Raw genomic sequence first — 24,429 nt, forward strand, 5'->3', positions numbered from 1 at the left:
CTTGTATATTTTATATTTCTAAACCCACTTAAGGCCATTAACATCTTTTAAAACCATAGATATTCCGTCATAATCATTTTTTAATTCAACTTCTTTTTCCTTAACTGATATGTTGTTGTACCAGTGTTCCAAACTTGCATATTTTCCTATGTGGATATTGATAAGCATACTTGTTATGGGATCCCAAGTGCCTTTTTTTACCGTTTCCGCCAGTAAATAATACGCATCTAAAAATATAAGATTTCTCCCATATATCCAAAATGGAAGTTTAATATCTAACAGCGGCAATTTTGCAGAAAAAATATCATCCCCATGCGGCGGCACTGTTTCATAGTGAAATTCTATTTCACTCCCATAATATGCAAACGTTGCCCCTTCACAACCGATACTTTGAGGAACACCCTCCTCAGCTATGATAAATTCCATCGCTTCTCCTTATATTTTCTTACCCTTCCATATCGGCTGACACAATCCCCTTCTTTAAGCTTCCGCATACTGTTATACAATGCCCGAAGAAAAGGTCGTCATCATCAAAATAGGCAGAAAATGAACCGCCTGATGTCATCCAAATTGAACTGAGGCTAATTCTTTTTGCAAAACTTTCTTCTGTAATTTCAGCAGCTTCTTCATCAGATTCTACCCATTCGCAGGCGAGTTTAGTAAGCTTTTTTGAAGCAAAACTACGCAGATCTGCATCCCATTTTGCCTGCTCTGAAAGCATTGTTTTCAAGGCTTTTTTCGCCTTTGTTATTTCACCCTTATTATCCTTATCTACATCTAATATAATATTTATTTTTCTATCCTGCCAAATAATACTTCCTTGAAAACTTTTAATTTGTTTATCATAAATCAGTTCACCTAATATATCATCTTGTAAAATTATAGGTTTTCTATACTCTGCAAGTATTTCTTCCAATTCCTTACAAGCCGCATTTTTTTCAAGAACTTCCACAACTAAAAAATGTTTTTTTGTCGGTAGTACACCGTTTGGAACTTCCTCAGGAAGCTTTGCACGCACCTTTAATTTGTAAATGGTTTCGTCTTCAAATTGATATGGTAAATTTTCTTTGTCTGTGACAGGATATACTATACGCCCTTCTTCTTTATGCAGTTCACCTGTTTCACAGTCCACATAAGCTAAGAAATAAGCAGCCCAGTCCCAAAAACCGTTTCTCAAACTTCCGCCGCCGCCTTCGTGCCTTAGAACAATAATCTCTCGTTTCTTTTTCTCAAAAGAGTCTTCCCATTCTTTTTGTGTCATTTTATTTCTTAGCCGCATGTATTCAATTAATTCCATTAAGTTCTCCAATCAATCCCCTCACCTGAATGTTTGACAAACTCATATACATCTGAGGCTACACGCTTCATTTCAATCGACCCCAAAGCTCCCAAATCATTCATATAAATAGTATCATCAGAATCTTTTTTTATAAAGAAAGCCAAGTCACCGCCCTGTCCAATCATAAAAAAATCCGGCTCCCATTCTTCTATCTGATAAGTAGTATTTCTTTCTACCAAATCCGCCTTTGAATATAAAATGATACCGGTATCCTCTATTGTAAATTCTCCATCCCCGCCCATTTCTGATAAAAATTTATCATATAAAGTAGGCAGTACAAAATCCATCTGATTATTCATTATAAACTTCTCCAAATATTTTCTGTCTTAATATTTTTATATCTCATCTTCGCTTAATTCTCTAAAATTTGAAATATGATACCCAAAATAACATTTTCCGGATTGACCTATAAAAATGCCATGTTCCGGCATATTAGCTATTTCGCCTAAGTAAATCATAGGCATATCATCAGAAAACGGATATTCAAAAGATATTTCATCTTTAAGAGTAACCAAAGTTTTTTCTTTCATTGTGTAAGTGCTCAATTTATTCGTGCGGAGGGTTTAATACCCCGACGCTCTGCGTCGTAACAAAGGGTATTAAAGCCCGACTGCAACCACCTTATGAGAACAACATACCCCGATGCTCTGCGTCGGGGTTGTTGATTACTCCATTTGAAATGCGATTTTGCATTTTGAGTTCTTTAAATTTGGAAAGCCATATTCCTCTAATCGATTTAATGTTTTTTGAATAGATTCGGTTATATTCTTTTTGCTAATAGGTAAATTGCTTACGATATATATAATACCACTCAGTTTTGCCGGATAAATAATACCGTACTTAGATTCATTATTTATAATACGGAGTAGGTAAACATCATATTTTGTTTTAACATAGAAATCAAACTCTTGATTATCATAAATCTCCTCCGGGATCAGGTGGACTGGAGCTACGATACAGTCTTTCATTTGAAAACTATCATTCCCAAAATGTGCTTTACAATTGTGTTTTCGCTTTATTCTTTCTATCCATTCAGTAATCATTATTATACTACGACCTCCGGTTTAATAAATCAATCTTATTTTGCATTCCAGTTATAGTAATTCATACTTATTCTCCCATATTCACATAACAGTCAGTTCACTACTATAAATGCGACTAATCCATCATTCATCAAATTCGTTTTTTAGTTCAAATTTATTTAAACTCCGACAAAGGACTGTTTTATTTCAGACAGCTCTTTTAACTTTCTTTCCAAAATCACTGCATTCATTCCGTTTTTGATTGTAATTTCATAATACTTATCAAATTCGGGATGATTATTTTGTTTTACAACCGCTAAAAGTTCTGCAAAATATCCCCAAACATTATTATAGCTTTTTGTTGAAGTATAATCTTCTCTTTTCGGCATCCACTTGAGTTTTACAAAGAATTTGTAAAGTATCTTACTCCACGTTTCTACATCATCATCATAGCAAAAAAACTTGGTCTCAAACAGACTGCCGAAACGCCTGTCCCAAAATTTTACATTGTCAGGCAAATACCATGTATCACGGCTATCGCGGCATATCAATTCTGTTATTATTCTTTCAAGTATTTCGGATGGAAAACCTCCGGCACAACCATAACTTCCGGCAACTGAAGTTTGTGCCGCTTCCTCTTTAAGTTCTTCATAGGCTGTGCGGCTATCAAGCAACACCAAAGCAATTTTTGCACGGTGACCAAAGGCTTTTCCTGCACTCAATATTCTATATTTCTCAATCTCGTTCATAGTTCCTCCGCTCGCCTAACTTTTCCTATAATCCGAATTTTTCCCAGTCCTTAACCGATTCAATAACAGGTATCCAACTATCGATTTCAAATTTTTCCTGTTCATAGGGTTCAGCATATCCATCCACTATTAATATTCCGCTGCATTGGATATGAGCCTTGCTATTCCTTATTTCAAGAATTTTTAATTTGTATGAAACCATCGGTTCGTGTTCATAAATGTAAAATGAATCTTCTCTGTCATCGCTTTCTTCTATTGTCATTACAGAAAAGGATTCTCCAATTAATTCTGCTGCTGAGTTTTTGTTTGTACCTATCCGATTTATGCAAATAGAAGGTGCTATTGTTTCGCCCCTAAAATTACCTTTAGCAAATCCGACATCCACTGACCATGATGCAGATCCATCTTCTTTTAAATACATCAGACAGCTCTGTCTTCCATTCCAGTCATCTTCAAACGTATGATTTTCTCCGATCTTTAGCATTTGTTATCTCCCTTTCAACTATTTTCAAATCATAAAGTTAGCTTGTATTAATTAATCTCTTCAAGTATACTGGAAACCAATTCTGTAATACTCGGCGCTGCATAAACCACTTTATCCGGATCATGAATATAGCAGATAATCTGACCTTCTTTTCCCGCTATATCCGGATCAAAATCCAACATCAGAAAGCAGCTGTCACAGTATTCGGCAAAGGGAATCCATTTTTTATTAAAGAGATAGGGTTTAATCCTACTGTCCTTCATATTTTCAATATCTTCGTTTGTAAAATAATCCGTAAATTCCGTTAAGAGCGCATCTCTATTTTGAAAATGTTCTTTTGTGCTTGTTACAGCCTGTAAGCTCATCAGATTAAACAGCATTTCTATTTCATCTATAACACAGGGTAAAATACTTAAGTATTTACTTCCATTTTTATATCGGTAAAGTTCTTTGAAGTCTTCCGGCAAAGTTATACCGAACTTCTTCTCAAATACTGATAGCTCTTCTTCGGAAGCTCCCGAAATTTCCTGATAGTCGTTCAGATATTCTTCTTCGACAGGATCATCCAAATCCCATTCTTCAAAATGCTTGCATATATACTTTTCAATTTCTTTGATTTTATCGATTAGCTGCATAGCTTTTATCTCCTAAATTGTTATTTTATATAACGTTCCGGCTTATCGATTGATAAGCCATTCTTTAAATATCGATAATCAACATTTCTATAACTACATTCCACGCACAATTCTCATTTCATTACATATTTGACACTATTCTACCCTTTTTAAGGTGTTTTTTCTACTGTCAGATTTTCATCGTCCCTCTTAAAAACGATAAGGAAAAATGATACAATAGAATATGAAAGGAAGAGGATTAGTTGATGAAGAAGCTCGGTTGAAAGGATTAAGTATATTGAAACAAATAAGGAAGATAAAATATGAATAACCTAAAATTAAGTTTATTGAAAAAATGGGAATTGGATAGTGAGCTTTCGTTTGTGCATAGCTCTGTTTTGTTGCCGGATGGAACTGCTATAATTCTGACTACAGGCGTGAAGAGCGATTGGGATAAATTTTACCTCCTTGTGCTTTCTGTCGATGGTATAAAAAAGATTCCGATTGAATATGAGAAAACATTAGGCAGAGATTATCCTGTGCTTTTTCGATATGGTACAAGTTTCGGACTCATCATTTCGGCAAAAGAAGTGCGGTATTACTCCGGCATTCATTCCTCTCCGGAAATAATTCCGATAAAAAATAATTCACAGCTAAGAAGAAGCATTGTGCCGGAAAAAGCTCAACAGAGGTATTTTCAAAATATATCCGACAGCAAGACAATTCCCGTTTGCTTTGAAAATGAATTTTATTGCGGGGACGCAAGATATTTTGCTCTTTTGGAATTTGATGCTGCTGCAAAATCTACCGAATGGAAATGTTTTTCTACAATAGATAAAAAGGTATTTACACATCAAGAAGACAGATGCGGCGAGGCACCTAAAATAGACAGCATTAAAATATCGGGTAAAGAAATCTATGCCTTTACTCCGGGCGACAGCCAAACATCGGTTAATAAGTGGGGAATGAATTATTATGCCCTTGCAAGTATTTCCGAAGATGGGAAAGTAATCAAAAAATTTATCGAATCAGATGACTTAAAAAAAGACGGTAAAAAAGGCAGCATCAACGGATGCTTTACTGATTCTCAATATGTGATAATGACTCCTCTTTTTAAAACCGATGATTGGAAAGGCAAGCAAAAAGTTTTTTCACTCAGCACACGTGAATATTCCGATATTACCTTTCCAAGAGGAATGTCCAAACACAGGCTCGAAAACATCTCAGGCGAAATATGCCTTACCTCGTTTTACGATAGAGGACTAAAAGAAATAGCATTATGCAATGTGAATTCATAAATAAAAAAAAGGAATGGAATATGAACGGAAAAAATATCGGCCGAACTGTGTCGTGGGTGTACTACAAAGACGAAAAACTCATAGGCGGGTCGGCATTTGATATACAACTCTTTCGGCAGATATTGGAAAACAACGCAAAGTTTTCGAGTCAGACTCAAGAAATGATGGAGACACAAATTAAAGCACAAAATATTTTTGATTGTATTTCACTCAAAAGCTCAAAATACACCAATCGCTTTTACGAGAATGGCGGCCATAGAGCATTTATACCCGAAAGTATCTGTATGGTTGATTATTGTGAAGATAAAATCTTTGCCGTTGTGAGAATCGGAGATCGTTGTGAAATTGTTTCTTATGATTATGACATCACAGGCAAGAATGGACAAGAGTGGTTCAATTTTATAGGAAAGAACACCCCTGTTTTTGATAAAAAAATCATTGAGAATATAAAAACGGCTTTAACACAATACGGACAACTGCAAATAAAAATACTTGAAGAAGAAGACAGACGTATTTGGGAGACAAAAGAAAAACTTGCTTGCCGGAACAAAAGCTTACCTGCCGATACGGAACAAACTTTTTTATCGCTTTGCAAATTACTCGGCATATCTCCGCAAAAAGCCAAGAAAATATACCATACAGCATTGGAGCAAGAAGATATTTGTGTCTCTTTGATAAACGATTTTATAGATTTGAACTATTTGGCAATGTTCGATTGGAAGGCGAATGTGGGAGATATTGTATACGGTTACAATCTATTAGTAAAAAAGATAAAAGCGAATATGCTTCACTTGGATAAAGATACGGAATTTGAACCGCCGGAAGTTTTCCGTAGGCTTACTGCGATGAGTGACAAGGTATTATATCTTATCGACACAAATAGCGATTGCTATATTTTAGGTTTGTCAGATAAAGAAAATAGAGAAAAAATCATAAGTGCTTATAAACAACTGTTCAGCCTGCTTCAATCTGAGAATACGATTGAAATTGTGAACATGCTGTAATCAACAACCCCGACGCAGAGCGTTGCCGAGGACGGCGAGTATTAAACCCTCCGCACGAATAAAGGAAAGAATGAAACAAGTAATTGCATTTTGTATATTTATATTCATTACTTTTGCACTATCTGTTGATGGAAAGGACGGCTTTATGACTATTTCAAAACAATGTATTATAAGCCCTGATGAAATTGTATCAATGCAATTTTCCGATAATACGGATACAGCCTTACGAACAATTAAGGATGATGATATAAAAGCAATAACGGATATTTTAAATACTGCAAAATATGATGATGAGCGTAATGACGGAAAGATGTTTAAAATGACTGCACCGCAGTTAAGAATAGTAATACGATATAGTGATGACAGTGAAGTAAAAATCCAATTATGGGATGCACTTATGTATGTTAATAAAACATGGTATAAAATTGACATAAGAGCTATTAAAGAAATATTATATGGTAAGGAGTTATAAAATGAGTATTATAAAAAACTTGGAATCAAATAAACAGGATAAACAGCCGGCTATGCCGCAACAGAAACTTCATATCAATTTAACTAAAAACGGTTTGTATATTAATGATGAGTTTATTGAAAACCTATCAATAGATATTCTTGCGGAGAAATTCGGTGAATATAGAAAAGTATTGCGTAAGCCGCCTGATGGAACAGTAAGTAAAGATGATTTAGAGGAAATATATATCTGGGATAATATAGGAATAAAGAGTTTTGTTTCCAAAGGACGTATCAGCGAACTAGACATAAGAATATGTGAAGATAAGGAATGGGAGAAAAAAGTAAATTTTTCGTTTTTCGATGTAAATCCCAAGCAGGTGTTTCCCGGCATTTTTACGATAAACGGTAAAACTATTTTGGAAGCTATACCTCAAAAAACATTGAGAGAAGCTTATATATTTTTAGAAATGAAAGTGGGAAATTGGAAAATAAATTGCTCATTGTCGAGCAAATTAAACTCGGTTCTGGGCGCAATATCTTTTCAGGAACGTTTGAGAAAATCAAAAACCGATGAGATAGCCGATTTGGTATGTGCCGAACCTGAACCTATACGGGATATAAGTTTTTGGTATAAACCGCCGAGGGTGTCGAGCGGTAAATGGGCGCTGCCAAAGGTAAAAGGTGAAGTACTGACATTTACAAACTTCAATTTTAAACTTGCTGTTATCCAAGAGCTGATGTACAAACAAGAACTGCTTAAACCGAAATTTGATGTATATGATTTTTGCAATGATTATGCAAAAAAAGAAATAGATCCCGATGATTACTACGATAAAATGATACCTGAAGTAAAAAGCTGGTTTCAGCAATTGGAGATTCCTGCTGAATTGGCCCCAAAGGTAACACAGCTGTTTCTTGATGGCGGAAATGAAATTAATATGCAGCTTATTCCGCAATGGGACGGCGAGGATAACTTATTTGATATTAAATCTATTTCCGATGAAGAGTTGGCACAGTTTCCAAACTTAAAACTTATTGACGGCACCGTTATTTATATTTCCGAAAAAGCAAAGAAAAAACTTATCAAGAAAGGAATTAATATTGCAGAATAAATTTAAGTCATAAAGGATATATTATGCTTCATTTTGATATTGGATGGAGAAGAACTTATCGCAGTGTTAAAGCTATAATATAAAATAGAAGATAGATTATAAAATACATGGTTTATTATAACGACTGAGCTCTCTCATTCATTCCAATCACGTGCTATTTCGGTTGAAATCTCAAAGCCGGTCATATCATTACTTTCATTAAAATGAATATAAGCAAAGTATTCATTCCAAAAGAGATGATCGCTTCCGGTTGACCATTTAATGCCGTAGTGCAGCTGAGTTATGTCTGTCGTATTTCTCGGCGGTACTAACCACAGTTTTTTATCGAATGTTTTTTGCAATGTTTCTCGCTGCAATGGAACGAGCAGCTCAACATCATCAAGACAATAACGAATTGAATTTTCTCTTGCATCGGAGATACAGTATTCGTCAATTTTTAAATGAATGATTTTACAATCCTCTAATACCGTATCCTTCTTTTTATGACCATAAAGACCGATGCTCCCAATCACAAAGCCGTCTTTTACAAGAAGATAATGAGCATAAGGTATAGCAGTATTATTTCTTCGGAATCCTTTTTCAACGAGAATACTCCGATCAACGGGATATTTTTTAAAAGCACCGCAAGAAAGCAGTTTTTTATAATCTCTGCCGGAAGGATTAGCCTGTTTTACATAAATATCGAATCCGTCTGCAACTATATCGGCAACAGTTGTATGTGCCATCTTAATCTTTGTGTTGTTAATCGTAAAAACCGGAGCCTTCACCGGAACGCTGATTATGATATATACCAAAAACATATAAAGTGAAAATATTGCGACAGCCACAAACACAAAAATACTTCTTCCGGTACGCTTCCGTGCATTAAAGAGAGCCATAACCGGAGGCAAAATAATATATGTTGCCAAATTAGAAAATCCTGAGCCTCCCTTTTTTATCACCTGTAAGGCAAATAATACCGCCCCAAGTATCGAAGATGCATATACTAAAAGCTCACTGAGCTCCATTTTTGTAGTATCAGTCTGTTCGTTTACTGCTTCTTCCATCAATGATTTTCCACCGGAAACAGTCCGTTTCATATAAATATACATTCCGAAGATAACCGCTAAAAAAATAAGTCCTGAAACGGAAAGCAGTAAAATAAAAATTAATCTTCCCAATCTATCGTCTCCTCATCTATATTATAGAAATATCTGTCTATGCGTTTTATATTCATTAAGCTTTTTTCTCATTATCAGTTATTATTCAAAAATCCGGTTCATATACTTTGTCATATTTTCTATAAAATCATCAAAGGCTGCCAAATCGATGAGCTCTTCATGTTCCATATCATAGCTTGCAATCTTTTTTGTTTTCGGGTTCCATACAATATAAATATGACTATAATCTCCGAGAGAGCGGGAAAGTCTTAATAATTTTTGTCGGCCGAATTTAAATGGAATAGTATCAATCAGTTTGAAGAACTCAATATATCCAAAGTCGGAATCCGCTAACTCAAAGTGTAGGTTTTCACTATTTAAAAATTTAATTATTTTCTTTGGCAATTTATACGGTTTTAATTCATCTAATTTATTTTGTGTTTGATGAAATTCGGAAGGCTCTAATGATTTAAAATATTCTGCCATTTCCTCATCGCCTTTTTCCAAGGCTATGCTATATGGACGCATTCCGTCTTTTTCGGCAATCGTAACGTCCGCGCCATGCTTCACTAAAAATTTACACATTTCCAAATTAACATATCTTGCAGCTACACACAATGGAGTCGGTTGATTGGAATATACCATGTCGGACTTATTGTAATTAATATCTGCTCCATGTTCAATTAGAAATTCCAGAGTTTTATAATTACGGTCAGAAACCGCGTGACGAAAGAGTTGTCCGCCGTATTTAGCCGCGGTATGCCCAAGTTCTTGTATAATCGGAAAATTGTCAAAGCGTTTACCATAGTATGCTTCTAAAAATGCTTCCGAACCCACGTTGTTTACTAGATCTATCTTTGCACCATGGGAAACAAGAAACCTTATTACCTCTTCATTACAATATCTCACTGCTAGAAGAAAACTTGGCTGCTCCTTTACATTAAGGTTTACTCCTTTTTCCGTCAGCCATTTTATAGATTGAAATTTTTCCATTATCAATGCAAAATCTAAAGGAGAGAGTTCGGTGTATTTGCCGACTCTTATTGCTTTGTTAAGCTTCCACCCGTTTAATAGATGTTCTTCCAATGCAGAAATATTTTCATTTAGTACATCGTTTAAAATTTTCGGTATCGATTCAAATCTTCCGATGTTTCCGATTGTTATCATAATTAAATCCTTGTTTACCTATTTCTCGAAGTGTTAAGCACCTCTCTTTTAATCTTTAAATAATTCATGTATTTTTTTCGGTACATTAAATTTATAAGTATCATCTTCATTATCACATTTTGTCAAATTATTATTTATGTTGTTAATTCTCCGATATACTGCATTATCATTTTCTCCATTATTTCTTTTCTCCGATAAAATCAATTACATCCGACCAACCGTCATCTTTTGCATCATAAGCCCAGCGTTTATCTGTCAATGATTCAAGGTCATCAATGCTTTTATGTAAAGCCTCGGACATTTCTTTTCTCTTATCTGCAGGAATCGAATTTAAATATGTATCGCTTATTTTGAATCTGATATTTTGAAGAAAATTGACCGTATCTACATAGGTACTTGAATATTCAAAAACCGTATTTTCAGGGAAACATTTTATTACGGTTTCAAAGGCCGTTTTCATATCGGATAATTTTAATGCTGCCAATGTGTCGGGAACATACCGGATAAGCTGCGGATAATTACAGATAAATTCCCACCAACCGTCACCCTTCCAATTTCCTATGATGTTAACGGCAATATGAAAAAAGAATAAATCCTCATCGGTTTGATTTTTAATTTCTTCTATTTCTCCGATTTTCCATAGTTTATCCGATACTTCCGCAAAGAAGCTTTCATTACAATTTTTTTGATTTTTAATTAATTCTTTCAATGTAAGCATTTTATTCGTGCGGAGGGTTTAATACCCCGACGCTCTGCGTCGTAACAAAGGGTATTAAAGCCGACTGCAACCCCCTTATGAGAACAACATACCCCGGCGCTTGTGTCGGGGTATGTTGATTTCTCCTGTTTTGCTACTTCGAAACATCAAATCCCAGTTTCTTTAAATTGCTCATTTGTTTTTGTTGATGTTCTGGCGTGCCGGTGCCGATTAGGACGTCGCTGTAAATTTCACTTGTAGGCCAATTATCGTAATAATTATTGAGGAACTGAGGGATCTTTTCATACATAGGTTGAATGATTGAAATAAAGCCCTGTTTAAGGCATTGAATATATGTTTTTTCATCAAGTATTTCAGTATGGCCGTATTTGTCAAATGAAGTCCGGCGGTTGAGGGCTCCCTCAATGTCCCAAGGTGTAAATACAACTAAATGCAGAGGACGGCTCCAGCGTTCAATATCCGTTTTATCGGGCGAAGGAAAAAGTTTTCTCCAAATGCCTCTTTTTACTGCATAACTACCGGTAGAAACATACAGGCGATATGGTGTATTTTCAAATGCTTCTTCGGATATTTCACCAGAAACAGGTTCGAATACTCCATATAAATCGCAATTTAAAAGGCGGGCATAATAGGATTTTTCGCCTGCATCTATTTCGTAAATTGCGCCAAGTTCGTATCGTGCCATTTTATACCTCCCATAAAAACTTTTTGCAAGGATTAGCAAATCTTGAAGAAGCCTTAACCTTCCCCGAATATTCGGGCAAAGAGTTTTTTCATTTCTCTTGCATATTTGACCGCACCCGGAATACACAGCCTTTTATAATAATCTGCTAAAATTGCAGGATAATTTTTTAATATATCGAATTCCAGCATATACATGGCTAAACATGACTTTGTATATTTGCCGACTGAAATAAGTTTTGATTTTTCATCTTCATCAAGTTTTTCTTCCGGAGCAAATTCGCCGTCAGGATATTCATCCGACGTATCATTACTGTACTTCCAAAATTCTTTTGTCCAAAGAACAATATCGCTTTTATTTTCTTTGATTAGATGCAAATACCATTCGGCCAGTTCTTTTTCGGTAGATAATTTACAAGTAAAACCTTCCAATAAAAATTGACGTTGTTTTAATCTATCATGTAATCGGGAAATTTCAATATTCTTGATTTTTTCTTCAATACTTGCCGGATCCGTAAGCCGAATCAGCTCCGAATAGATTCTGCTGTCTAAAAATTCTTTTAAAGTATTAATTTCTTTTGCCATGTAAAAGCCTTTCACCAATTAAATATTGTTTATAATTATATCATCTTTAATCGGGATTTTCTATAATAAGAATAGCTGTTTTTACGCTTTTTAAAGGATAGAAAAATACCGTAAAATTATGTATAATCTGATAAAGCAAAACCGGATATGGCTTATGTTCGGATTAGGAGAGAGAAAATAAATGACCACTAAAAAATTTGCTCAATATATGGAAAAACAATGCAAAGGAATAAATAATTTTTCACTGGAAGCCATTTTTGAAGAGTATATTGTACTTGTGTCAGGGAAACGAATCGGTGTGCTGTATCGGGAAAAGTTTTATGTCCTTTATGCACCGACTTTTGAAAAAACGGAAAATATACTGCCTTGTTTTAAACCGATAAATTTATTTAATTGGAAGTATTATCAATTTATTGAAGTTACAAATCTTGAAGATAAGGAGAACCTTGAAAAAATCATAAATTATGTTTATCATGAATTATATTTTCTAAAAGAAGTTGTCATTGATATAGGATTTTTATTTCAAAGTTATAGAGGCTATCCCGAAACTATTTATACTCTATATGAAGAAAATATTACATTCCTTAATTTTGCCTATGAAAAAAAGCTGATAAAGGAAAATCCTGTAGACAGAGAAGGCAGAATTGTAAAACTCTTATATACGAATCTCGATTTAACCGAAACCGGACAGAAAATTTTATATAACTTATATAATAAATGGCTGACCTATACGGATAAAAATGATGCCGATTCTTTAAAAAGAGCACGGAATATAAAACAATTAGAAAAGTATTATCAAAAACTGGTGGGATAAAAGTAGATAGATGAACACGATAATGGATAACACAAATTTTAATATTCAAGAATTGGTAAATTTGAATTCTTATACCGATAGTAAAGGCTGGAAAGGATATTGCAAAAGAAATAAACCTTTCACTATTTTTCGTGCAAATAAAATAGTCGATTATTTTATGCATTTTTTTAGAAAATATACAAATAATATAATCATAGTTTCGAATATTTTCAAAGTAAAAGAATATAATCTAAATAACAGCAACATAAACAATTACATAAAATACATAGAAAAGTATTTAATTGATTTTGGATATATAGAAACAATTAGCGCTTCTATTTACGATAATGATAATTGTTTATCTTTAGGATTCAAAAAAATTCTAACTACGGATTATGATATTATATCTATGTTCTCTTTATTAATGATGATGGATGAAGGAATTGACGGACATTGTTTTTTTGTGTTTGATGAATTAGGATTTGTTGCTTATCCTCATGATGATACAGGTTTTGGATTTATACGCATCAAAAATACGAAAGTTCACTATGAGGATATGTTTCTTGAAAATGTATCTCAATTTTCAGATTTTACAAGCGTTTGGTGATTATTCTAATCAACATATCCCGACGCAGAGCATCGGGGTATGTTTTTCTCATAAGGTGGTTGCAGTCGGCTTTCATACCCTCTATTACGGCGCAGAGCGTTGCCGAGGACGGCGGGTATTAAACCCTCCGCACGAATAAAAAATCAAGCGGAGAATATAATTACAAGTTATTAGACGAATTATATACGGCGGCACAAGTTGATGATATTATCTTAAAAAGAGATTGGGATAAAATTATCGCATTTGACTGTGAAGATTTTGAAATATTAGAATTTTGGAAATAAGTTTTTAGGAGGAAGCTATGAAACCAAGAGAACTTTGCGAAAAAGCATGGCAAGAAATAGCACGCAATTTCCCCAACTTTAAAGTGTTAGGTAAAGGAAAGACTTTACGAAAAATTGCAAATAACAAAGACATTATTTTTGAAATATATTTTCAAGCCAATAGATACAACTGTGAATCTAATGTTGAGTTTATCCCGCATATCAACATTTATTCAAAGGCTATGAAAAAAGCAGGCATAACCGGTGAAGGAATTATTTACGGCAGAGAACTTAGTTCTTTAGCCGGAAGAAAAGCGGGCGCTTGGTGGCAGTTGGCCGGAGCAAGCTATAAAGATACCGTAACGCAAATTATGGGATTATTACATAAACATATTATGCCTTTATTTGCAGACTTTGAAGATACAAATAAAAATATCGAAAGAATTTTAAACGGCTCATTAAAAGGGTATGCTTTGCTCTACTATATCTACTATTTTGGAGGCAAAGAGCCGGCTGAAAGATATTTTAATAAAGTCATCAAAGAAGATAAGTTAAAGAAAAAATATATTTCGTTTTATAGCTCATTAAAAGAAATTCCAAAAGAAAATATCGATTTACATTTTGAGGACTTTTACGGTGCAAGTTTAATCAAATTTGCATATTTACATGGTTTAGAAATTATTCAATAATCTTTAGAAAAATGGGATAGGAGGAGGTAAACTATGGACGAACGTATTGAGCAATGGATAAAAAATAATCCTACTATTTTCGGAAAAATAATAGCGGTTGTGGTTTTTGTTTTCGGCGTTTGCCTCATTGTAGGCGCCGTCAGAGATTGGGATTGGCTGTATGCGCCGGACACATAGTATTTCGGTATTTTCGTAACCGTACTGTTTGTCTTTTTTTGCGATAAACGTATCGGCAAACGGTCTCTTCCGTTAATTTGACTGCTTTTATACTAATGAAGCAGGGAGCTTCTCACGAACGTTTTCCATTATGCGTATAACGGAAGCTCCCTATGAATCTTTTTAATTACAGCGAAAGTTGGTTCAGATACTTCATGACACTCTGTGCCGCTTTTCGGTTCTGTGCGCTACCGGCGCTTACCTCATCGATAACCTTTCTAATTCGTTCAGTATCGCCGCTTACACTGCTTATAGTGCTGTCGATGTTTTGAGAAATTTCAACCAGCTTTGCCATCTCCTTACCGACTTCCGTATTACCTGAACGTATTTGTACAGAGCTTTGCTTAACCTGCGCCGTTATGGCATTGACTTCTTTAACGGCTTCGAGTACTTGCGTATTGCCGTCGTTTTGTTTAGTCGCCGATTCCATAATGGTATTACTGCCGCTATTGACTGTCGAAAGCTGCCGCATAATTTCTGCAAATTGCACAGAAGTTGCTTCTGCAACCGAATTAAGCTCTTCAATTTTTTCTTTCAGTGTTTTGAGTACTGTGGTGATATTCTTTCCCTGAGCACTTGATTCTTCTGCAAGTTTTCTGATTTCATCGGCAACAACGGCAAACCCCTTTCCGACATCTCCTGCATGAGCAGCCTCAATAGCAGCATTCATTGCAAGCAAATTGGTTTGACTTGCAATATGTTGAATAACATTACTTGCTTCAAGTAATCCTTCGGATTGTTCACTGATATTTTTTACAATCGTATGAGCATTCGAGACCGCTGCATTGCCGGCATCGGCAGCAGTATTTAAATGTTTAATCGAATCAAAGGTGTTTTCTATCGTACGGGTAACCGACTGAATATCGGCAACCATCCGTTCAATAACAAGAACTGCTTGGCTGATGGAAGTCGATTGTGTTTCAATACTGTTATCAAGATCTTCAATATTTTCTATTGCTTGACGAAGACTTTCCTGCATCTCTAAAACGCCGCTCGACTGTTCTTGAATATGGTCTCGCACAAAAGATACACTTTCACCGATCTTCTCAGCAGATGCAGAGGTTATCTTCATATTAGAAGACAGTGCCTCTGCCGTATGAGTTGAAACGGTAACGCTTTCATTCAACTCTTTTAAGAAGTTTTTATTAAATGTGAGTAATTTATTAAAGTCTAATAATAAAAGAGCTATATCATCCCGCGTCCATGCACTAAGCATTTCTTGCCGATAATCTCCGTTTGCTAATTTTCTGACAATTTGCTGTATCAATGCTATTCTTCTTTCAAATGAACGTATGATGGTCAATAAATTAAATACTGAAAAAACTAAACCGTATATAAAAAGCGGTAAGACTGCTGTAATCAACTTGGTATGGGTATCATGTTGCTGGTACCGTACAACCGGCGCAAGCACTAAAAGAACTACCGCGACAATACAGGTAACGGACATCAGCGCTACTCGATTTAACATAGAAAGCGTGATGCTGTCTTCTTCGAGCGGAACGAACGATACCCATTTTTCAAAACTTCTAATGGTACTTGCACAAAATAATCCGCCGATTAAAAAAATATTTCCGATTGTACTGAATATTGCCGATAAAAAGATGCCGGTGTCTTGGAATAATCTCATTTCATAGGAAATGAAAAGCGGAAAGATGAACGCTATAATGAGCGGGCATGCCAATAATAATTTTGAATACAGCAAAATACATCTTTTTGCCTTATCAGCATCTTCTTCCCAGTTCATGATTGCAGGGAATAACAACCTCTGTTTTATAATAGGATTAATTGCCGCCAATGCTACGCCGATGATAAAAGCTTTTGTTCTGACAACTTCGCTTAAACTACCGGTACTCCCTACAAAGGGTGATGTCACAAAATTAGCTGCTATCCATCCGAGGTTTGTGCATAAATCAAAAATAAGAATTCGTTTAGGGGGATTTTGATGCTCCAGCATTGCTGTTGTTTCTGCCATAATACTCTCCTTTCTGTATATATGTGCGGCTTTCTCTCTATCTCTCTATACAATAAACGCTGATAAAGGATAGCCTTCATCAGCGTTATCTATCGGTGTTATTCTTCCTGTTCCTCTATAAAGGTTTTCGCCGCAGCGACTACCTCATCGGCAATCTTACCGGATATCGGGTCGTAATGGTCAAACGACATCTCAAAAGAACCGGTTCCGCTGGTCATCGACCTCAGATCGATAGCGTAACGAAGCAGTTCTTTGTGCGGTACTTGTGCGCGGATTTCTTCAATACCATTTGCAAGCTGAGATTGACCGAGTATCCGACCGCGGCGCGAAGATAGATCACTCATAATATCGCCGAGGTAGGCAGTTTCCACGTAGACCGTTAAATTCATAATCGGTTCCAACAGAATCGGCCCCGCATTGCGCATTGCATTTTTAAATGCGTTTCGGGCGGCGATCTTAAAGGCCATTTCCGAAGAGTCTACCGGATGCTCTTTACCGTCCAATACCGTCGTACCGACATCGACAACGGGATAACCCGCCATAACGCCGTTTTCCATCGCTTCTTTTACACCCTTTTCGACACCGGGAATGTAACCCTTGGAAATCGCCCCGCCGAATACCGCGTTGGTAAAGCTGTATTTTGCACCACGCTCCAGCGGTTCAATCGCCAGTACGACCCGCCCGAACTGACCGTGTCCACCCGATTGCTTTTTATGTGTATATTCCGCTTGCGCTTTTTGCCGAATGGTTTCGCGGTAAGCAATGCGGGGAATAGAGGTTTGTACTTCAATCTTTGTCTGCTTCTTGATACGGTCAAGTACGATGGATGTATGCAAGTCTCCCATGCCGGAGAATACGTTTTGCTTTGTTTCGGGATTATAGACAAAAGAGAGCGTCATGTCTTCTTCGCAGGCGCGGAGCAGCTGTTCGCCAAGTTTGTCATCGTTTTTCTTATCGACGGCGGCTACCGCAAGCGAATAGATAGGATCGGGATTGCGCAGTTTTACAAACGGTGGACAGTCTTGAGATGCAGCGAGGGTATCGTTGGTTTTTGCCGCTGCGAGTTTAACCGCAACGCCGACATCTCCGGCGGCAAGTTCCTTTACTTCGGTCAGTTTCTTTCCTGCAGCGCGGTATAACTTACCGACCCGTTCTTTCTTTTGTTCGTTGATGTTATATACCTCTGCGTCCGATACGAGCGTGCCGGTAATAACTTTGATGTACGAAAGCCGCCCCGAAAACTGGTCGTTTGCAGTTTTAACGATAAAGCCGGAGAACGCAGGCTCCGGATCGATCTTGATGGTACACTCTTCTTCACCTTTTACTGCGCGTTCCAAACAACCGGCCGGAGAGGGTAAAATCTCTGTGATAAAACGTAAAATCGCCGTTAAACCGAGTCCCATTTGCGCGGCTCCGGCAAAGATCGGCACGATTCTATTGTTTTTCATCGCAAGTGTGAGTCCTTTCGCAATTTCATCGCTGCTGAGTTCTCCTTCGTCGATGAACTTTACTAATAAATCTTCATCGCCTTCCGCTGCAGCTCCTGCGAGCACCTCGCGCATTTCTTCGTATCGTTTTTTTTCCGAATCGGGAATAGGTATTTCTTTTTCTTTCCCGTTTGAATCTATTTGATATGCTACACCGTGCAATACATCGACAATACCGGTAAGCTCGGCGCCTTTCCCGATCGGGAAGGTAACCGCAAACACATCAGCCTTAAACTGAGTTTTTACATCTTGCATTGCGTGATCAAAGTCGGCGCGGTCTTCATCCATTTTATTAACAAAAACCAAGCGGGGTTTATTCCGGCGGTCAAGGTCCCGCCAGTATTTAATAGTTTCAATCTGTACTCCCGATTTTGCATCGAGTACCATCAATCCCGTTTCCGCCGACCGGAAGGCAGCGATAACCTCGCCAATAAAGTCCGAAGAGCCGGGAGTATCCCAGAAATTGATAACCGTATCGTTCCAGTTTGTCGACACTAGTGCCGAATATATCGAAATTTTCCGCTCTATTTCTTCGGGGGTGTAGTCGCTGACTGTTTTGCCGCCTGCAACCGTTTCCGCCCGTGCAATTGTACCCGTTACTGCCGCAAGATTTTCAATAAGCGTTGTTTTGCCGGACTGTCCATGCCCTGCAATCGCAATTGTTCTTATATTTTCTGTTCCAATTCCCATCACGAAGCTCCTCTTATGATGTTAAAAATATTTATATATATTGTAAGGGCTAGTGATAGGAGTTGTCAAGGAAATAATAGAGAACTGTCATTCGTTTTTTCTGTGATCTACATCTTTATAAACTTTCATATTCTCACGTTTTCCGATTCCCCAAATTTCTATGATTTCTACTTTTTCCGGAGTCAGAAGTCGATAAACAATACGAACACTTTTTCCACAGGCATAAAGTTTATAAAAACCTGTCAAATCCATATCAGCTTTATTGCCTAATGGAAGACCAAGAAAAGGATTTTTATCAAGTTTTACGAATTTTTTATCAACCTCAATTTTGATACTGCCATCCAAATTATTATATTCTTCAGCAGCTTCCGGAATTAATTGGATTTTTTCGAATTGCTCTCGTTTTTCTTCCCATTTTTTTGTCATTATTTATTTCTCAACGATGACAAGCTGACTGTCTTTGAAGAATCATAATGCTTCAGTCTGTCTTGAACCATCGAAAAAATTTCTTTATGTTCTGCAAGTTCTTCTAATTCTGAAAGTTTTTCGTAACGGTCGAATGGAATCATAACAGCTTCCATAACATTGTTTTTCATAATAAAAATCGGCTGTTTGTCTTCAGAAATCTTTCTGACAGTCTGCGTAAGAGTTTTCTGCAACAAGGTTATCGGCATAATTTGAGCAGTTTCCACTAACATTTCAGCATCTCCTGAATATATAATAATACATATTTTTCTATATAGTCAAGTATTACCTATAAAATTATGTTGCACTATAGTCAAAATGATTTGATGCGTTTACCCTTTAAAATCCAAGCCGAGTAGGTAGGTTTCGAAGCTGCTGCGGCGGCATGCTTCCGGTTTAAAGGCGCGGGCGGTTTTAAACAACTTCCGCATCTGCTGTAGGTATTGCTGCTCGCTGCCGCCTTGAAATATTTTAACGACAAAGCTGCCGTGAGCTTCAAGTTGTGTTTCGGCATAGTAAAGCGCCATATCGACAAGGGCGGCAGAGCGGGCAGTGTCGACGGTTTTATTGCCGGTGGTTGCGGGCGCCGCATCGCAGATAACGGAACGGTAGGGGCCGCAGCTTTTTACCGCAGCAGCCATGGCCGCCGCTGTCAGATCCCCTTGGAAAAACGAAAGCCGCATATCCTGTATCGACTCCGAAAGCGGCTGTAAATCAACTGCGCACACGCGCCCTTCCGGAGAAAGAAACCTAAGCAAAAACGTTGTCCAGCTTCCCGGCGCGGCGCCGAGGTCAAGCACGCTGTCGTTTTTTCCAAATAGATTAAACTTTTTTTGCATTTCTTCCAATTTATAAACCGACCGCGCAGGATAGCCTTCCGCAAAAGCCTTACGCGACCAATAGTCCGGTTCCCGATACTGATTTCCCATCTGTTCCTTTTTTACCCCAAAAGAGTAGTTCTCTATCAATAAAATATAAGATATAATAGTAGTATGAATGATGAATTTAAGCAACGGCTTGAAAAGATTGAACGCGCGCTGCATATTGCATTTTTATCCGATGTACCGGAATCCGCTACGGAACAAAATCCTATTGCACTTCTATCCGCTCCATGCGCCTCGTTGGTATCCGGCGGCGGAAAACGCTGGAGACCGCTGCTCACTGTTCTTGCCTATCAGCTTGCAGAGGGCAAAAACGAGGATATCTACACACTTACGCCGCTGGTCGAAGGAATCCATACGGCAAGTCTTATTCATGATGATATAGAAGACAATTCAGAACTGCGCCGGGGAAAGCCTGCCGCTTACGTAGCCTACGGGCTCGATTCGGCGCTCAATTCGGGGAGCTGGCTTTACTTTCGAGCATTGCAATCGCTTGAAAGCTATCAGGCTCCTGCAAGCATAAAGCTCGATTTATATGGCGCAGCGCTTACGCATATCCGAGCCCTGCATGAAGGACAGGCGCTCGATATCCACTGGCATCGGACTGCCGGTTTTTTTCCTTCGCGGCAGGATTATGAACGAATGATCAGTTTAAAGACAGGGGCGCTTGCCGCACTTGCCGCCTATACCGGTATGCGCGCTGCCGGAAAAAAACATGAAGAAAGCCAATCTTTTGCAGCGCTTTTTACAAGGGTTGGAGTCGGCTTTCAGATACTCGACGATGTAAAAAATATCAGCACGGGAAATGCCGGAAAAAAACGCGGCGACGATATTGTAGAAGGAAAAAAGAGTATGCCCGCAATACTGCATATCGAAAAACATCCCGAAGATGCGGCAGCCCTTACCGCTTATTTTGAGCAGGCGCGGCGGAACGGTATCAATTCCCCTGCGGTAGAAAAAGCGATAGCATTGTTGAGTTCAAGCGGTTCGATTACCGACGCGGAAATTCAAGGAAAGAAAAAGATCGATTCCGTACTGGAACAGCTTGACACACGGTACGGCAGCGCTGCAAAAGAGATGTTTGAAGCGCTTTTTAACCTTATGCAGGGACGGAAAACTTTTTAAAAATCGATAACTGCTTAAAGCATAGCATCTCTAAAGACTCGGTTTAGCTTTTTAGAGATGCCCTGTAATCAACAGCCCCGGCGCAAGCATCGGGGTATTAAACTCTCCACACGAATAAAAATCCGAGTGATAACCCGTTTTCCTACCCCCGCGCCAGCGCTCCCATCGGATCCCATGGTTCAAGCTGAACAAGCGGCTGTTTTAAGGCGTCGAGCCATTTTTGATCGACAAAGGTCTTTTCTACCATAATCTGATAGGTATACTCATCGAACCACGCATCGGACATCGAGAACATCCCCTTTTTGCCCGATTCATCACCCCACGAATTTTCTACCTGCCATTTAATCGGCTTACCGGATTTATCAAGATCGACGCCGGTGAGCACCATTGCGTGGGTAAGGAGGCTATCGCCGTAATCGAGCCGTTCCGCTTTGGTAAATTCAGGCAGTTCGCCGAGCGTTTTATCGTAGAGGTATACTTCCGTGTCCATAATACCTTCGGGGCGGCAGATATACGGCCCCATATCGCAACCGAACCAAACGGGTTTACCGGCTTTAATCGATTCAATAGCCGCCGTTTTAAGCACTTCGATCGGCACGTTGATATAGTGAATAGGTTCCGCTTCTTTCACGGTACCGAGGAATTTTACCGTGTAGGCTCTGCCGTAAGGCTTATCCGCCGTGGGCGCATTGATTAAGCTGATTTTATTGTTTAAATCCCAGCCGACATACTCTTTAAAGAACTGCTGCGGGGTAATCTGCTCCGCTTTATGAAACTTCTTATCCTTATCGCGGCATTCAAAGTCGAATACGCGAGGAGGTTCACCGAGCGCCTTAACCAAAAAGCTGTATACATGCGAAAGATAGATTTCCTTGTCTGCACGGAGCGCTGTGATAGCCTTTCCTGCCTTATGCCCGGCTCGCAACAGCTGTGCGTATTTGCGGAGACGATGGGTTAATTCGGCAACAAAAAAGCGTGTATCGGAAGAATGAAAGGTCTCGGGCATTACATCCTTAGGCACGGCGCCGTATTTTTGCAGGATACCGGAAAACATATCCCACTGTCCGCCGTCTTGAATAGGATTAGCCAGCAAATGCGCCAGCAGCCGCCCTTCAAGCGGTTCGTCAAGGGTTTCCAAAATGCTTTCAAAAAAATAATTGGATTTTTCAAGTTTATCCCAAAATAGCGTGTAGTTCTGGGAAAGCTCAAAGGTTTCAAGGTTGAGCTTTTTCATTATTTCTACACGGGCGGCATTCAGCGAAGCAAACATCCAACAGCGCCCGCTCTTCTTTTGATTGGTAATTTCTCCGCGCTCTGTTTCGTGCGAAAAACAAAAATTGTGGCGGCGGCGGACATCATAGTTAAACGATGCATCCTCGATGCCGCTCTTAGCGACAGCCCCTGCAATAACCGTATTCGACGGCTCTGCGCGATAGTCGCGCTCAAACTTTTTTAAAAGTTCCGGTGAAATATTCATATATACCTCCTCGCTTTAATCAGCACTTCCTTAGTATACCATATTGCGGTTAGCTTTCCGCTTCCCGATAATTAAAAAAAATAGGATATGTTTTTACGGTGCCATCGATAATTCTTTCTATACGGCGGTTGTCCCAGCCGGAGGCAGGTTCTTTTCCGAAAAAGCTTTTCCCAGCAAAATAGGCACAATCATAGAAGAAACAATAATCAGCAAAATAACCGGTGCAAAATATTCAGCCTGAACCATACCGACAGCGAGTCCCTTTTGAGCTACGATGAGAGCCACCTCACCGCGCACCATCATTCCCAGCCCTATCTGGAGCGATTCCTGCCGCTTAAAGCCCAAAGCCAGTGCCGAACCGCCGCAGCCGATTATTTTGGTGATACAACCGACAAGCACAAAGGCGATCGAAAACCATATCAAGCTCATATTCAGTCCGCTTAAGTCCGTTTTAAGTCCTATAGCAGTAAAAAAGAGTGGGCTAAAAAACATATACGAATTGATGTCTATTTTTCTCTCCATATAGGAGGCATCATGCAAATTGCAAAATACAACCCCTGCAACATAAGCCCCGGTAATATCGGCGATACCGAAGAAACGTTCGGTACAGTAGGCAAAAATCAACGCGACTCCCAACCCGTAAATCGGAATACGCTGGGAATGCGGGTGTCGGCCATCATACCATTTAAAAATTCGGTAAATCAGATATCCCACAACCAACGAAGCGGCAAAGAATGCTGCCGTTTTTATCATAAGCCCGAGGTAGTCGCCCTTACCGGAACTTGCACCGAGGACAACCGTTAATACAATGATACCGAATACATCATCGATGATTGCAGCGCTGATAATTGTTTGACCGACTTCCGAATTTATTTTCCCTAACTCTTTCAATGCAACGACGGTAATACTGACCGAAGTTGCCGTTAAAATAGTACCGATGAACAGCGCCTGATAAAATACCGGTGTCCCGAAGCCGTCAAACCCCCAAAAACCTAACGCCATAACCGTACCTAGAACCAATGGTACGATAACACCGCATGCAGCAATCACGGTGGATTTTACACCGGATTTAACAAGCGATTTTAAATTAGTTCCCAAGCCGGCGGAGAACATAATCAGGATAACGCCGATTTCGGACATATATTCGATAAACTGGTTGGTTTCAGCGTAGATAATATTCGGTTCGACCCCGCCAAAGTTACGGAAAAAAGGTAGATAGCGTAAGAAAAGTCCTGCAACAATTTCCCCTGCAACCTGCGGAATATTGATTTTTTTAGCAAGAAGTCCCAGATACTTTGCAGCGATAACGATAATTCCAATGGAAAGAACAATTTGCAGCGCGATTTCTTCAATCGGTATTTCCTTAGCAGACATAAACAACTCCCATAAAAAGTCAAGA

General features: G+C 38.4%; 29 protein-coding genes. 9 read left to right on the plus strand and 20 right to left on the minus strand.

From position 1 onward, the window contains the following. Positions 1-18 precede the first annotated feature (18 nt). The 8 genes from ABK01_RS08815 to ABK01_RS08850 all read right to left on the minus strand — a co-directional run bounded on the left by ABK01_RS08815 (position 19) and on the right by ABK01_RS08850 (position 4,229). Positions 19-426, minus strand: a complete 408-nt coding sequence (locus tag ABK01_RS08815) for a hypothetical protein (RefSeq protein ID WP_253675367.1) — start codon at positions 424-426, stop codon at positions 19-21. Positions 427-445: 19 nt separating this feature from the next. Next, positions 446-1,297, minus strand: a complete 852-nt coding sequence (locus ABK01_RS08820; RefSeq protein ID WP_253675368.1) for a DUF2262 domain-containing protein — start codon at positions 1,295-1,297, stop codon at positions 446-448. Further along, positions 1,297-1,638: a hypothetical protein gene (locus ABK01_RS08825; protein WP_253675369.1), complete on the minus strand. Its 342-nt coding sequence runs from the start codon at positions 1,636-1,638 to the stop codon at positions 1,297-1,299. The genes ABK01_RS08820 and ABK01_RS08825 overlap by 1 nt, the downstream gene beginning before the upstream one ends. A gap of 36 nt (positions 1,639-1,674) precedes the next feature. Further along, positions 1,675-1,869, minus strand: a complete 195-nt coding sequence (locus tag ABK01_RS08830; protein ID WP_016523680.1) for a hypothetical protein — start codon at positions 1,867-1,869, stop codon at positions 1,675-1,677. 135 nt (positions 1,870-2,004) lie between these two features. Next, entirely contained in the window at positions 2,005-2,382 is a 378-nt protein-coding gene (locus ABK01_RS08835; protein ID WP_252722273.1) for a hypothetical protein, read from the minus strand. 158 nt (positions 2,383-2,540) lie between these two features. Beyond that, on the minus strand, positions 2,541-3,110 hold the full coding sequence (locus tag ABK01_RS08840; protein WP_253675370.1) for a hypothetical protein: 570 nt from the start codon (positions 3,108-3,110) through the stop codon (positions 2,541-2,543). 25 nt (positions 3,111-3,135) lie between these two features. Next, positions 3,136-3,594 (minus strand): hypothetical protein, encoded by a 459-nt coding sequence (locus tag ABK01_RS08845; RefSeq protein ID WP_253675371.1) that lies wholly within the window; start codon positions 3,592-3,594, stop codon positions 3,136-3,138. A 47-nt stretch (positions 3,595-3,641) separates the two neighbouring features. Then, the gene (locus ABK01_RS08850) at positions 3,642-4,229 is read right to left on the minus strand and encodes an SMI1/KNR4 family protein (RefSeq protein WP_253675372.1); all 588 of its coding nucleotides are present in this window, start codon (positions 4,227-4,229) and stop codon (positions 3,642-3,644) included. A gap of 302 nt (positions 4,230-4,531) precedes the next feature. On the opposite strand from ABK01_RS08850, the gene ABK01_RS08855 reads away from it, so the two are divergent. The 4 genes from ABK01_RS08855 (at position 4,532) to ABK01_RS08870 (ending at position 8,075) form a co-directional block, all read left to right on the plus strand. After that, the gene (locus ABK01_RS08855; protein WP_253675373.1) at positions 4,532-5,506 is read left to right on the plus strand and encodes a hypothetical protein; all 975 of its coding nucleotides are present in this window, start codon (positions 4,532-4,534) and stop codon (positions 5,504-5,506) included. 20 nt (positions 5,507-5,526) lie between these two features. After that, the gene (locus ABK01_RS08860) at positions 5,527-6,510 is read left to right on the plus strand and encodes a DUF6630 family protein (RefSeq protein WP_371922008.1); all 984 of its coding nucleotides are present in this window, start codon (positions 5,527-5,529) and stop codon (positions 6,508-6,510) included. 70 nt (positions 6,511-6,580) lie between these two features. After that, positions 6,581-6,982 (plus strand): hypothetical protein, encoded by a 402-nt coding sequence (locus tag ABK01_RS08865; protein WP_253675375.1) that lies wholly within the window; start codon positions 6,581-6,583, stop codon positions 6,980-6,982. A 1-nt stretch (position 6,983) separates the two neighbouring features. Then, on the plus strand, positions 6,984-8,075 hold the full coding sequence (locus ABK01_RS08870) for a DUF6892 domain-containing protein (RefSeq protein ID WP_253675376.1): 1,092 nt from the start codon (positions 6,984-6,986) through the stop codon (positions 8,073-8,075). 134 nt (positions 8,076-8,209) lie between these two features. Here the strand turns inward: ABK01_RS08870 and ABK01_RS08875 are convergent, their stop codons facing one another. The 5 genes from ABK01_RS08875 to ABK01_RS08895 all read right to left on the minus strand — a co-directional run bounded on the left by ABK01_RS08875 (position 8,210) and on the right by ABK01_RS08895 (position 12,365). Further along, positions 8,210-9,235, minus strand: a complete 1,026-nt coding sequence (locus tag ABK01_RS08875; protein ID WP_253675377.1) for a hypothetical protein — start codon at positions 9,233-9,235, stop codon at positions 8,210-8,212. Between the two features lie 81 nt (positions 9,236-9,316). Next, entirely contained in the window at positions 9,317-10,381 is a 1,065-nt protein-coding gene (locus ABK01_RS08880; RefSeq protein ID WP_016523669.1) for an ankyrin repeat domain-containing protein, read from the minus strand. A 178-nt stretch (positions 10,382-10,559) separates the two neighbouring features. Then, the gene (locus ABK01_RS08885; protein ID WP_253675378.1) at positions 10,560-11,099 is read right to left on the minus strand and encodes a hypothetical protein; all 540 of its coding nucleotides are present in this window, start codon (positions 11,097-11,099) and stop codon (positions 10,560-10,562) included. A 133-nt stretch (positions 11,100-11,232) separates the two neighbouring features. Then, positions 11,233-11,784 carry a hypothetical protein gene (locus tag ABK01_RS08890; protein WP_253675379.1) on the minus strand — a complete coding sequence of 184 codons (552 nt, stop codon included), beginning with the start codon at positions 11,782-11,784 and terminating at the stop codon, positions 11,233-11,235. Between the two features lie 53 nt (positions 11,785-11,837). Beyond that, positions 11,838-12,365 carry a hypothetical protein gene (locus ABK01_RS08895; RefSeq protein WP_253675380.1) on the minus strand — a complete coding sequence of 176 codons (528 nt, stop codon included), beginning with the start codon at positions 12,363-12,365 and terminating at the stop codon, positions 11,838-11,840. Positions 12,366-12,546: 181 nt separating this feature from the next. Between ABK01_RS08895 and ABK01_RS08900 the strand changes: the two genes are divergently transcribed. The 4 genes from ABK01_RS08900 (at position 12,547) to ABK01_RS08915 (ending at position 14,894) form a co-directional block, all read left to right on the plus strand. After that, a complete protein-coding gene (locus ABK01_RS08900) occupies positions 12,547-13,179 on the plus strand; it encodes a hypothetical protein (RefSeq protein ID WP_253675381.1) in 633 nt (210 codons plus the stop codon). Between the two features lie 10 nt (positions 13,180-13,189). Continuing rightward, complete coding sequence (locus tag ABK01_RS08905) at positions 13,190-13,765, plus strand: hypothetical protein (RefSeq protein WP_371922009.1); 576 nt, start codon at positions 13,190-13,192, stop codon at positions 13,763-13,765. A gap of 301 nt (positions 13,766-14,066) precedes the next feature. After that, entirely contained in the window at positions 14,067-14,717 is a 651-nt protein-coding gene (locus tag ABK01_RS08910; RefSeq protein WP_253675383.1) for a DUF4304 domain-containing protein, read from the plus strand. A 33-nt stretch (positions 14,718-14,750) separates the two neighbouring features. Then, positions 14,751-14,894, plus strand: a complete 144-nt coding sequence (locus tag ABK01_RS08915) for a hypothetical protein (protein WP_253675384.1) — start codon at positions 14,751-14,753, stop codon at positions 14,892-14,894. A 166-nt stretch (positions 14,895-15,060) separates the two neighbouring features. Here the strand turns inward: ABK01_RS08915 and ABK01_RS08920 are convergent, their stop codons facing one another. From ABK01_RS08920 to ABK01_RS08940, 5 genes are all read right to left on the minus strand, one after another. Further along, complete coding sequence (locus ABK01_RS08920; RefSeq protein ID WP_253675385.1) at positions 15,061-16,905, minus strand: methyl-accepting chemotaxis protein; 1,845 nt, start codon at positions 16,903-16,905, stop codon at positions 15,061-15,063. Positions 16,906-17,003: 98 nt separating this feature from the next. Further along, positions 17,004-19,082, minus strand: a complete 2,079-nt coding sequence (gene fusA / locus ABK01_RS08925) for an elongation factor G (protein WP_253675386.1) — start codon at positions 19,080-19,082, stop codon at positions 17,004-17,006. Positions 19,083-19,169: 87 nt separating this feature from the next. Next, positions 19,170-19,508: a type II toxin-antitoxin system RelE family toxin gene (locus ABK01_RS08930; protein WP_253675387.1), complete on the minus strand. Its 339-nt coding sequence runs from the start codon at positions 19,506-19,508 to the stop codon at positions 19,170-19,172. Further along, positions 19,508-19,780: a hypothetical protein gene (locus ABK01_RS08935; protein WP_212565140.1), complete on the minus strand. Its 273-nt coding sequence runs from the start codon at positions 19,778-19,780 to the stop codon at positions 19,508-19,510. The genes ABK01_RS08930 and ABK01_RS08935 overlap by 1 nt, the downstream gene beginning before the upstream one ends. 99 nt (positions 19,781-19,879) lie before the next feature. Next, positions 19,880-20,476, minus strand: coding sequence for an SAM-dependent methyltransferase (locus ABK01_RS08940; RefSeq protein WP_212565141.1), 597 nt, complete (start codon positions 20,474-20,476; stop codon positions 19,880-19,882). A gap of 63 nt (positions 20,477-20,539) precedes the next feature. Here ABK01_RS08940 and ABK01_RS08945 point away from each other — a divergent pair, with 63 nt between their 5' ends. Next, positions 20,540-21,553: a polyprenyl synthetase family protein gene (locus tag ABK01_RS08945; protein WP_253675388.1), complete on the plus strand. Its 1,014-nt coding sequence runs from the start codon at positions 20,540-20,542 to the stop codon at positions 21,551-21,553. A gap of 142 nt (positions 21,554-21,695) precedes the next feature. Here ABK01_RS08945 and ABK01_RS08950 read toward each other — a convergent pair whose 3' ends face one another. Together ABK01_RS08950 and ABK01_RS08955 are read right to left on the minus strand one after the other, a co-directional pair. Next, the gene (locus ABK01_RS08950; protein WP_253675389.1) at positions 21,696-23,030 is read right to left on the minus strand and encodes a C1 family peptidase; all 1,335 of its coding nucleotides are present in this window, start codon (positions 23,028-23,030) and stop codon (positions 21,696-21,698) included. A 117-nt stretch (positions 23,031-23,147) separates the two neighbouring features. Continuing rightward, on the minus strand, positions 23,148-24,404 hold the full coding sequence (locus ABK01_RS08955; protein ID WP_212565144.1) for a cation:proton antiporter: 1,257 nt from the start codon (positions 24,402-24,404) through the stop codon (positions 23,148-23,150). Between the last annotated feature and the right edge of the window lie 25 nt (positions 24,405-24,429).

Source organism: Treponema sp. OMZ 305, from assembly GCF_024181325.1.
In the GTDB taxonomy this organism is placed as follows: domain Bacteria; phylum Spirochaetota; class Spirochaetia; order Treponematales; family Treponemataceae; genus Treponema.

Coding starts and splice junctions, on each gene's coding strand:
- ABK01_RS08845 (WP_253675371.1), bottom strand. CDS start 3,594: ATGCTAAAGATCGGAGAAAATCATACGTTTGAAGATGACTGGAATGGA.
- ABK01_RS08870 (WP_253675376.1), top strand. CDS start 6,984: ATGAGTATTATAAAAAACTTGGAATCAAATAAACAGGATAAACAGCCG.
- ABK01_RS08890 (WP_253675379.1), bottom strand. CDS start 11,784: ATGGCACGATACGAACTTGGCGCAATTTACGAAATAGATGCAGGCGAA.
- ABK01_RS08895 (WP_253675380.1), bottom strand. CDS start 12,365: ATGGCAAAAGAAATTAATACTTTAAAAGAATTTTTAGACAGCAGAATC.
- ABK01_RS08840 (WP_253675370.1), bottom strand. CDS start 3,110: ATGAACGAGATTGAGAAATATAGAATATTGAGTGCAGGAAAAGCCTTT.
- ABK01_RS08820 (WP_253675368.1), bottom strand. CDS start 1,297: ATGGAATTAATTGAATACATGCGGCTAAGAAATAAAATGACACAAAAA.
- ABK01_RS08885 (WP_253675378.1), bottom strand. CDS start 11,099: ATGCTTACATTGAAAGAATTAATTAAAAATCAAAAAAATTGTAATGAA.
- ABK01_RS08855 (WP_253675373.1), top strand. CDS start 4,532: ATGAATAACCTAAAATTAAGTTTATTGAAAAAATGGGAATTGGATAGT.
- ABK01_RS08910 (WP_253675383.1), top strand. CDS start 14,067: ATGAAACCAAGAGAACTTTGCGAAAAAGCATGGCAAGAAATAGCACGC.
- ABK01_RS08835 (WP_252722273.1), bottom strand. CDS start 2,382: ATGATTACTGAATGGATAGAAAGAATAAAGCGAAAACACAATTGTAAA.
- ABK01_RS08850 (WP_253675372.1), bottom strand. CDS start 4,229: ATGCAGCTAATCGATAAAATCAAAGAAATTGAAAAGTATATATGCAAG.
- ABK01_RS08880 (WP_016523669.1), bottom strand. CDS start 10,381: ATGATAACAATCGGAAACATCGGAAGATTTGAATCGATACCGAAAATT.
- ABK01_RS08905 (WP_371922009.1), top strand. CDS start 13,190: ATGAACACGATAATGGATAACACAAATTTTAATATTCAAGAATTGGTA.
- ABK01_RS08940 (WP_212565141.1), bottom strand. CDS start 20,476: ATGGGAAATCAGTATCGGGAACCGGACTATTGGTCGCGTAAGGCTTTT.
- ABK01_RS08900 (WP_253675381.1), top strand. CDS start 12,547: ATGACCACTAAAAAATTTGCTCAATATATGGAAAAACAATGCAAAGGA.
- ABK01_RS08815 (WP_253675367.1), bottom strand. CDS start 426: ATGGAATTTATCATAGCTGAGGAGGGTGTTCCTCAAAGTATCGGTTGT.
- ABK01_RS08930 (WP_253675387.1), bottom strand. CDS start 19,508: ATGACAAAAAAATGGGAAGAAAAACGAGAGCAATTCGAAAAAATCCAA.
- ABK01_RS08860 (WP_371922008.1), top strand. CDS start 5,527: ATGAACGGAAAAAATATCGGCCGAACTGTGTCGTGGGTGTACTACAAA.
- ABK01_RS08950 (WP_253675389.1), bottom strand. CDS start 23,030: ATGAATATTTCACCGGAACTTTTAAAAAAGTTTGAGCGCGACTATCGC.
- ABK01_RS08955 (WP_212565144.1), bottom strand. CDS start 24,404: ATGTCTGCTAAGGAAATACCGATTGAAGAAATCGCGCTGCAAATTGTT.
- ABK01_RS08830 (WP_016523680.1), bottom strand. CDS start 1,869: ATGAAAGAAAAAACTTTGGTTACTCTTAAAGATGAAATATCTTTTGAA.
- ABK01_RS08935 (WP_212565140.1), bottom strand. CDS start 19,780: ATGTTAGTGGAAACTGCTCAAATTATGCCGATAACCTTGTTGCAGAAA.
- ABK01_RS08945 (WP_253675388.1), top strand. CDS start 20,540: ATGAATGATGAATTTAAGCAACGGCTTGAAAAGATTGAACGCGCGCTG.
- ABK01_RS08920 (WP_253675385.1), bottom strand. CDS start 16,905: ATGGCAGAAACAACAGCAATGCTGGAGCATCAAAATCCCCCTAAACGA.
- ABK01_RS08865 (WP_253675375.1), top strand. CDS start 6,581: ATGAAACAAGTAATTGCATTTTGTATATTTATATTCATTACTTTTGCA.
- fusA (WP_253675386.1), bottom strand. CDS start 19,082: ATGGGAATTGGAACAGAAAATATAAGAACAATTGCGATTGCAGGGCAT.
- ABK01_RS08915 (WP_253675384.1), top strand. CDS start 14,751: ATGGACGAACGTATTGAGCAATGGATAAAAAATAATCCTACTATTTTC.
- ABK01_RS08825 (WP_253675369.1), bottom strand. CDS start 1,638: ATGAATAATCAGATGGATTTTGTACTGCCTACTTTATATGATAAATTT.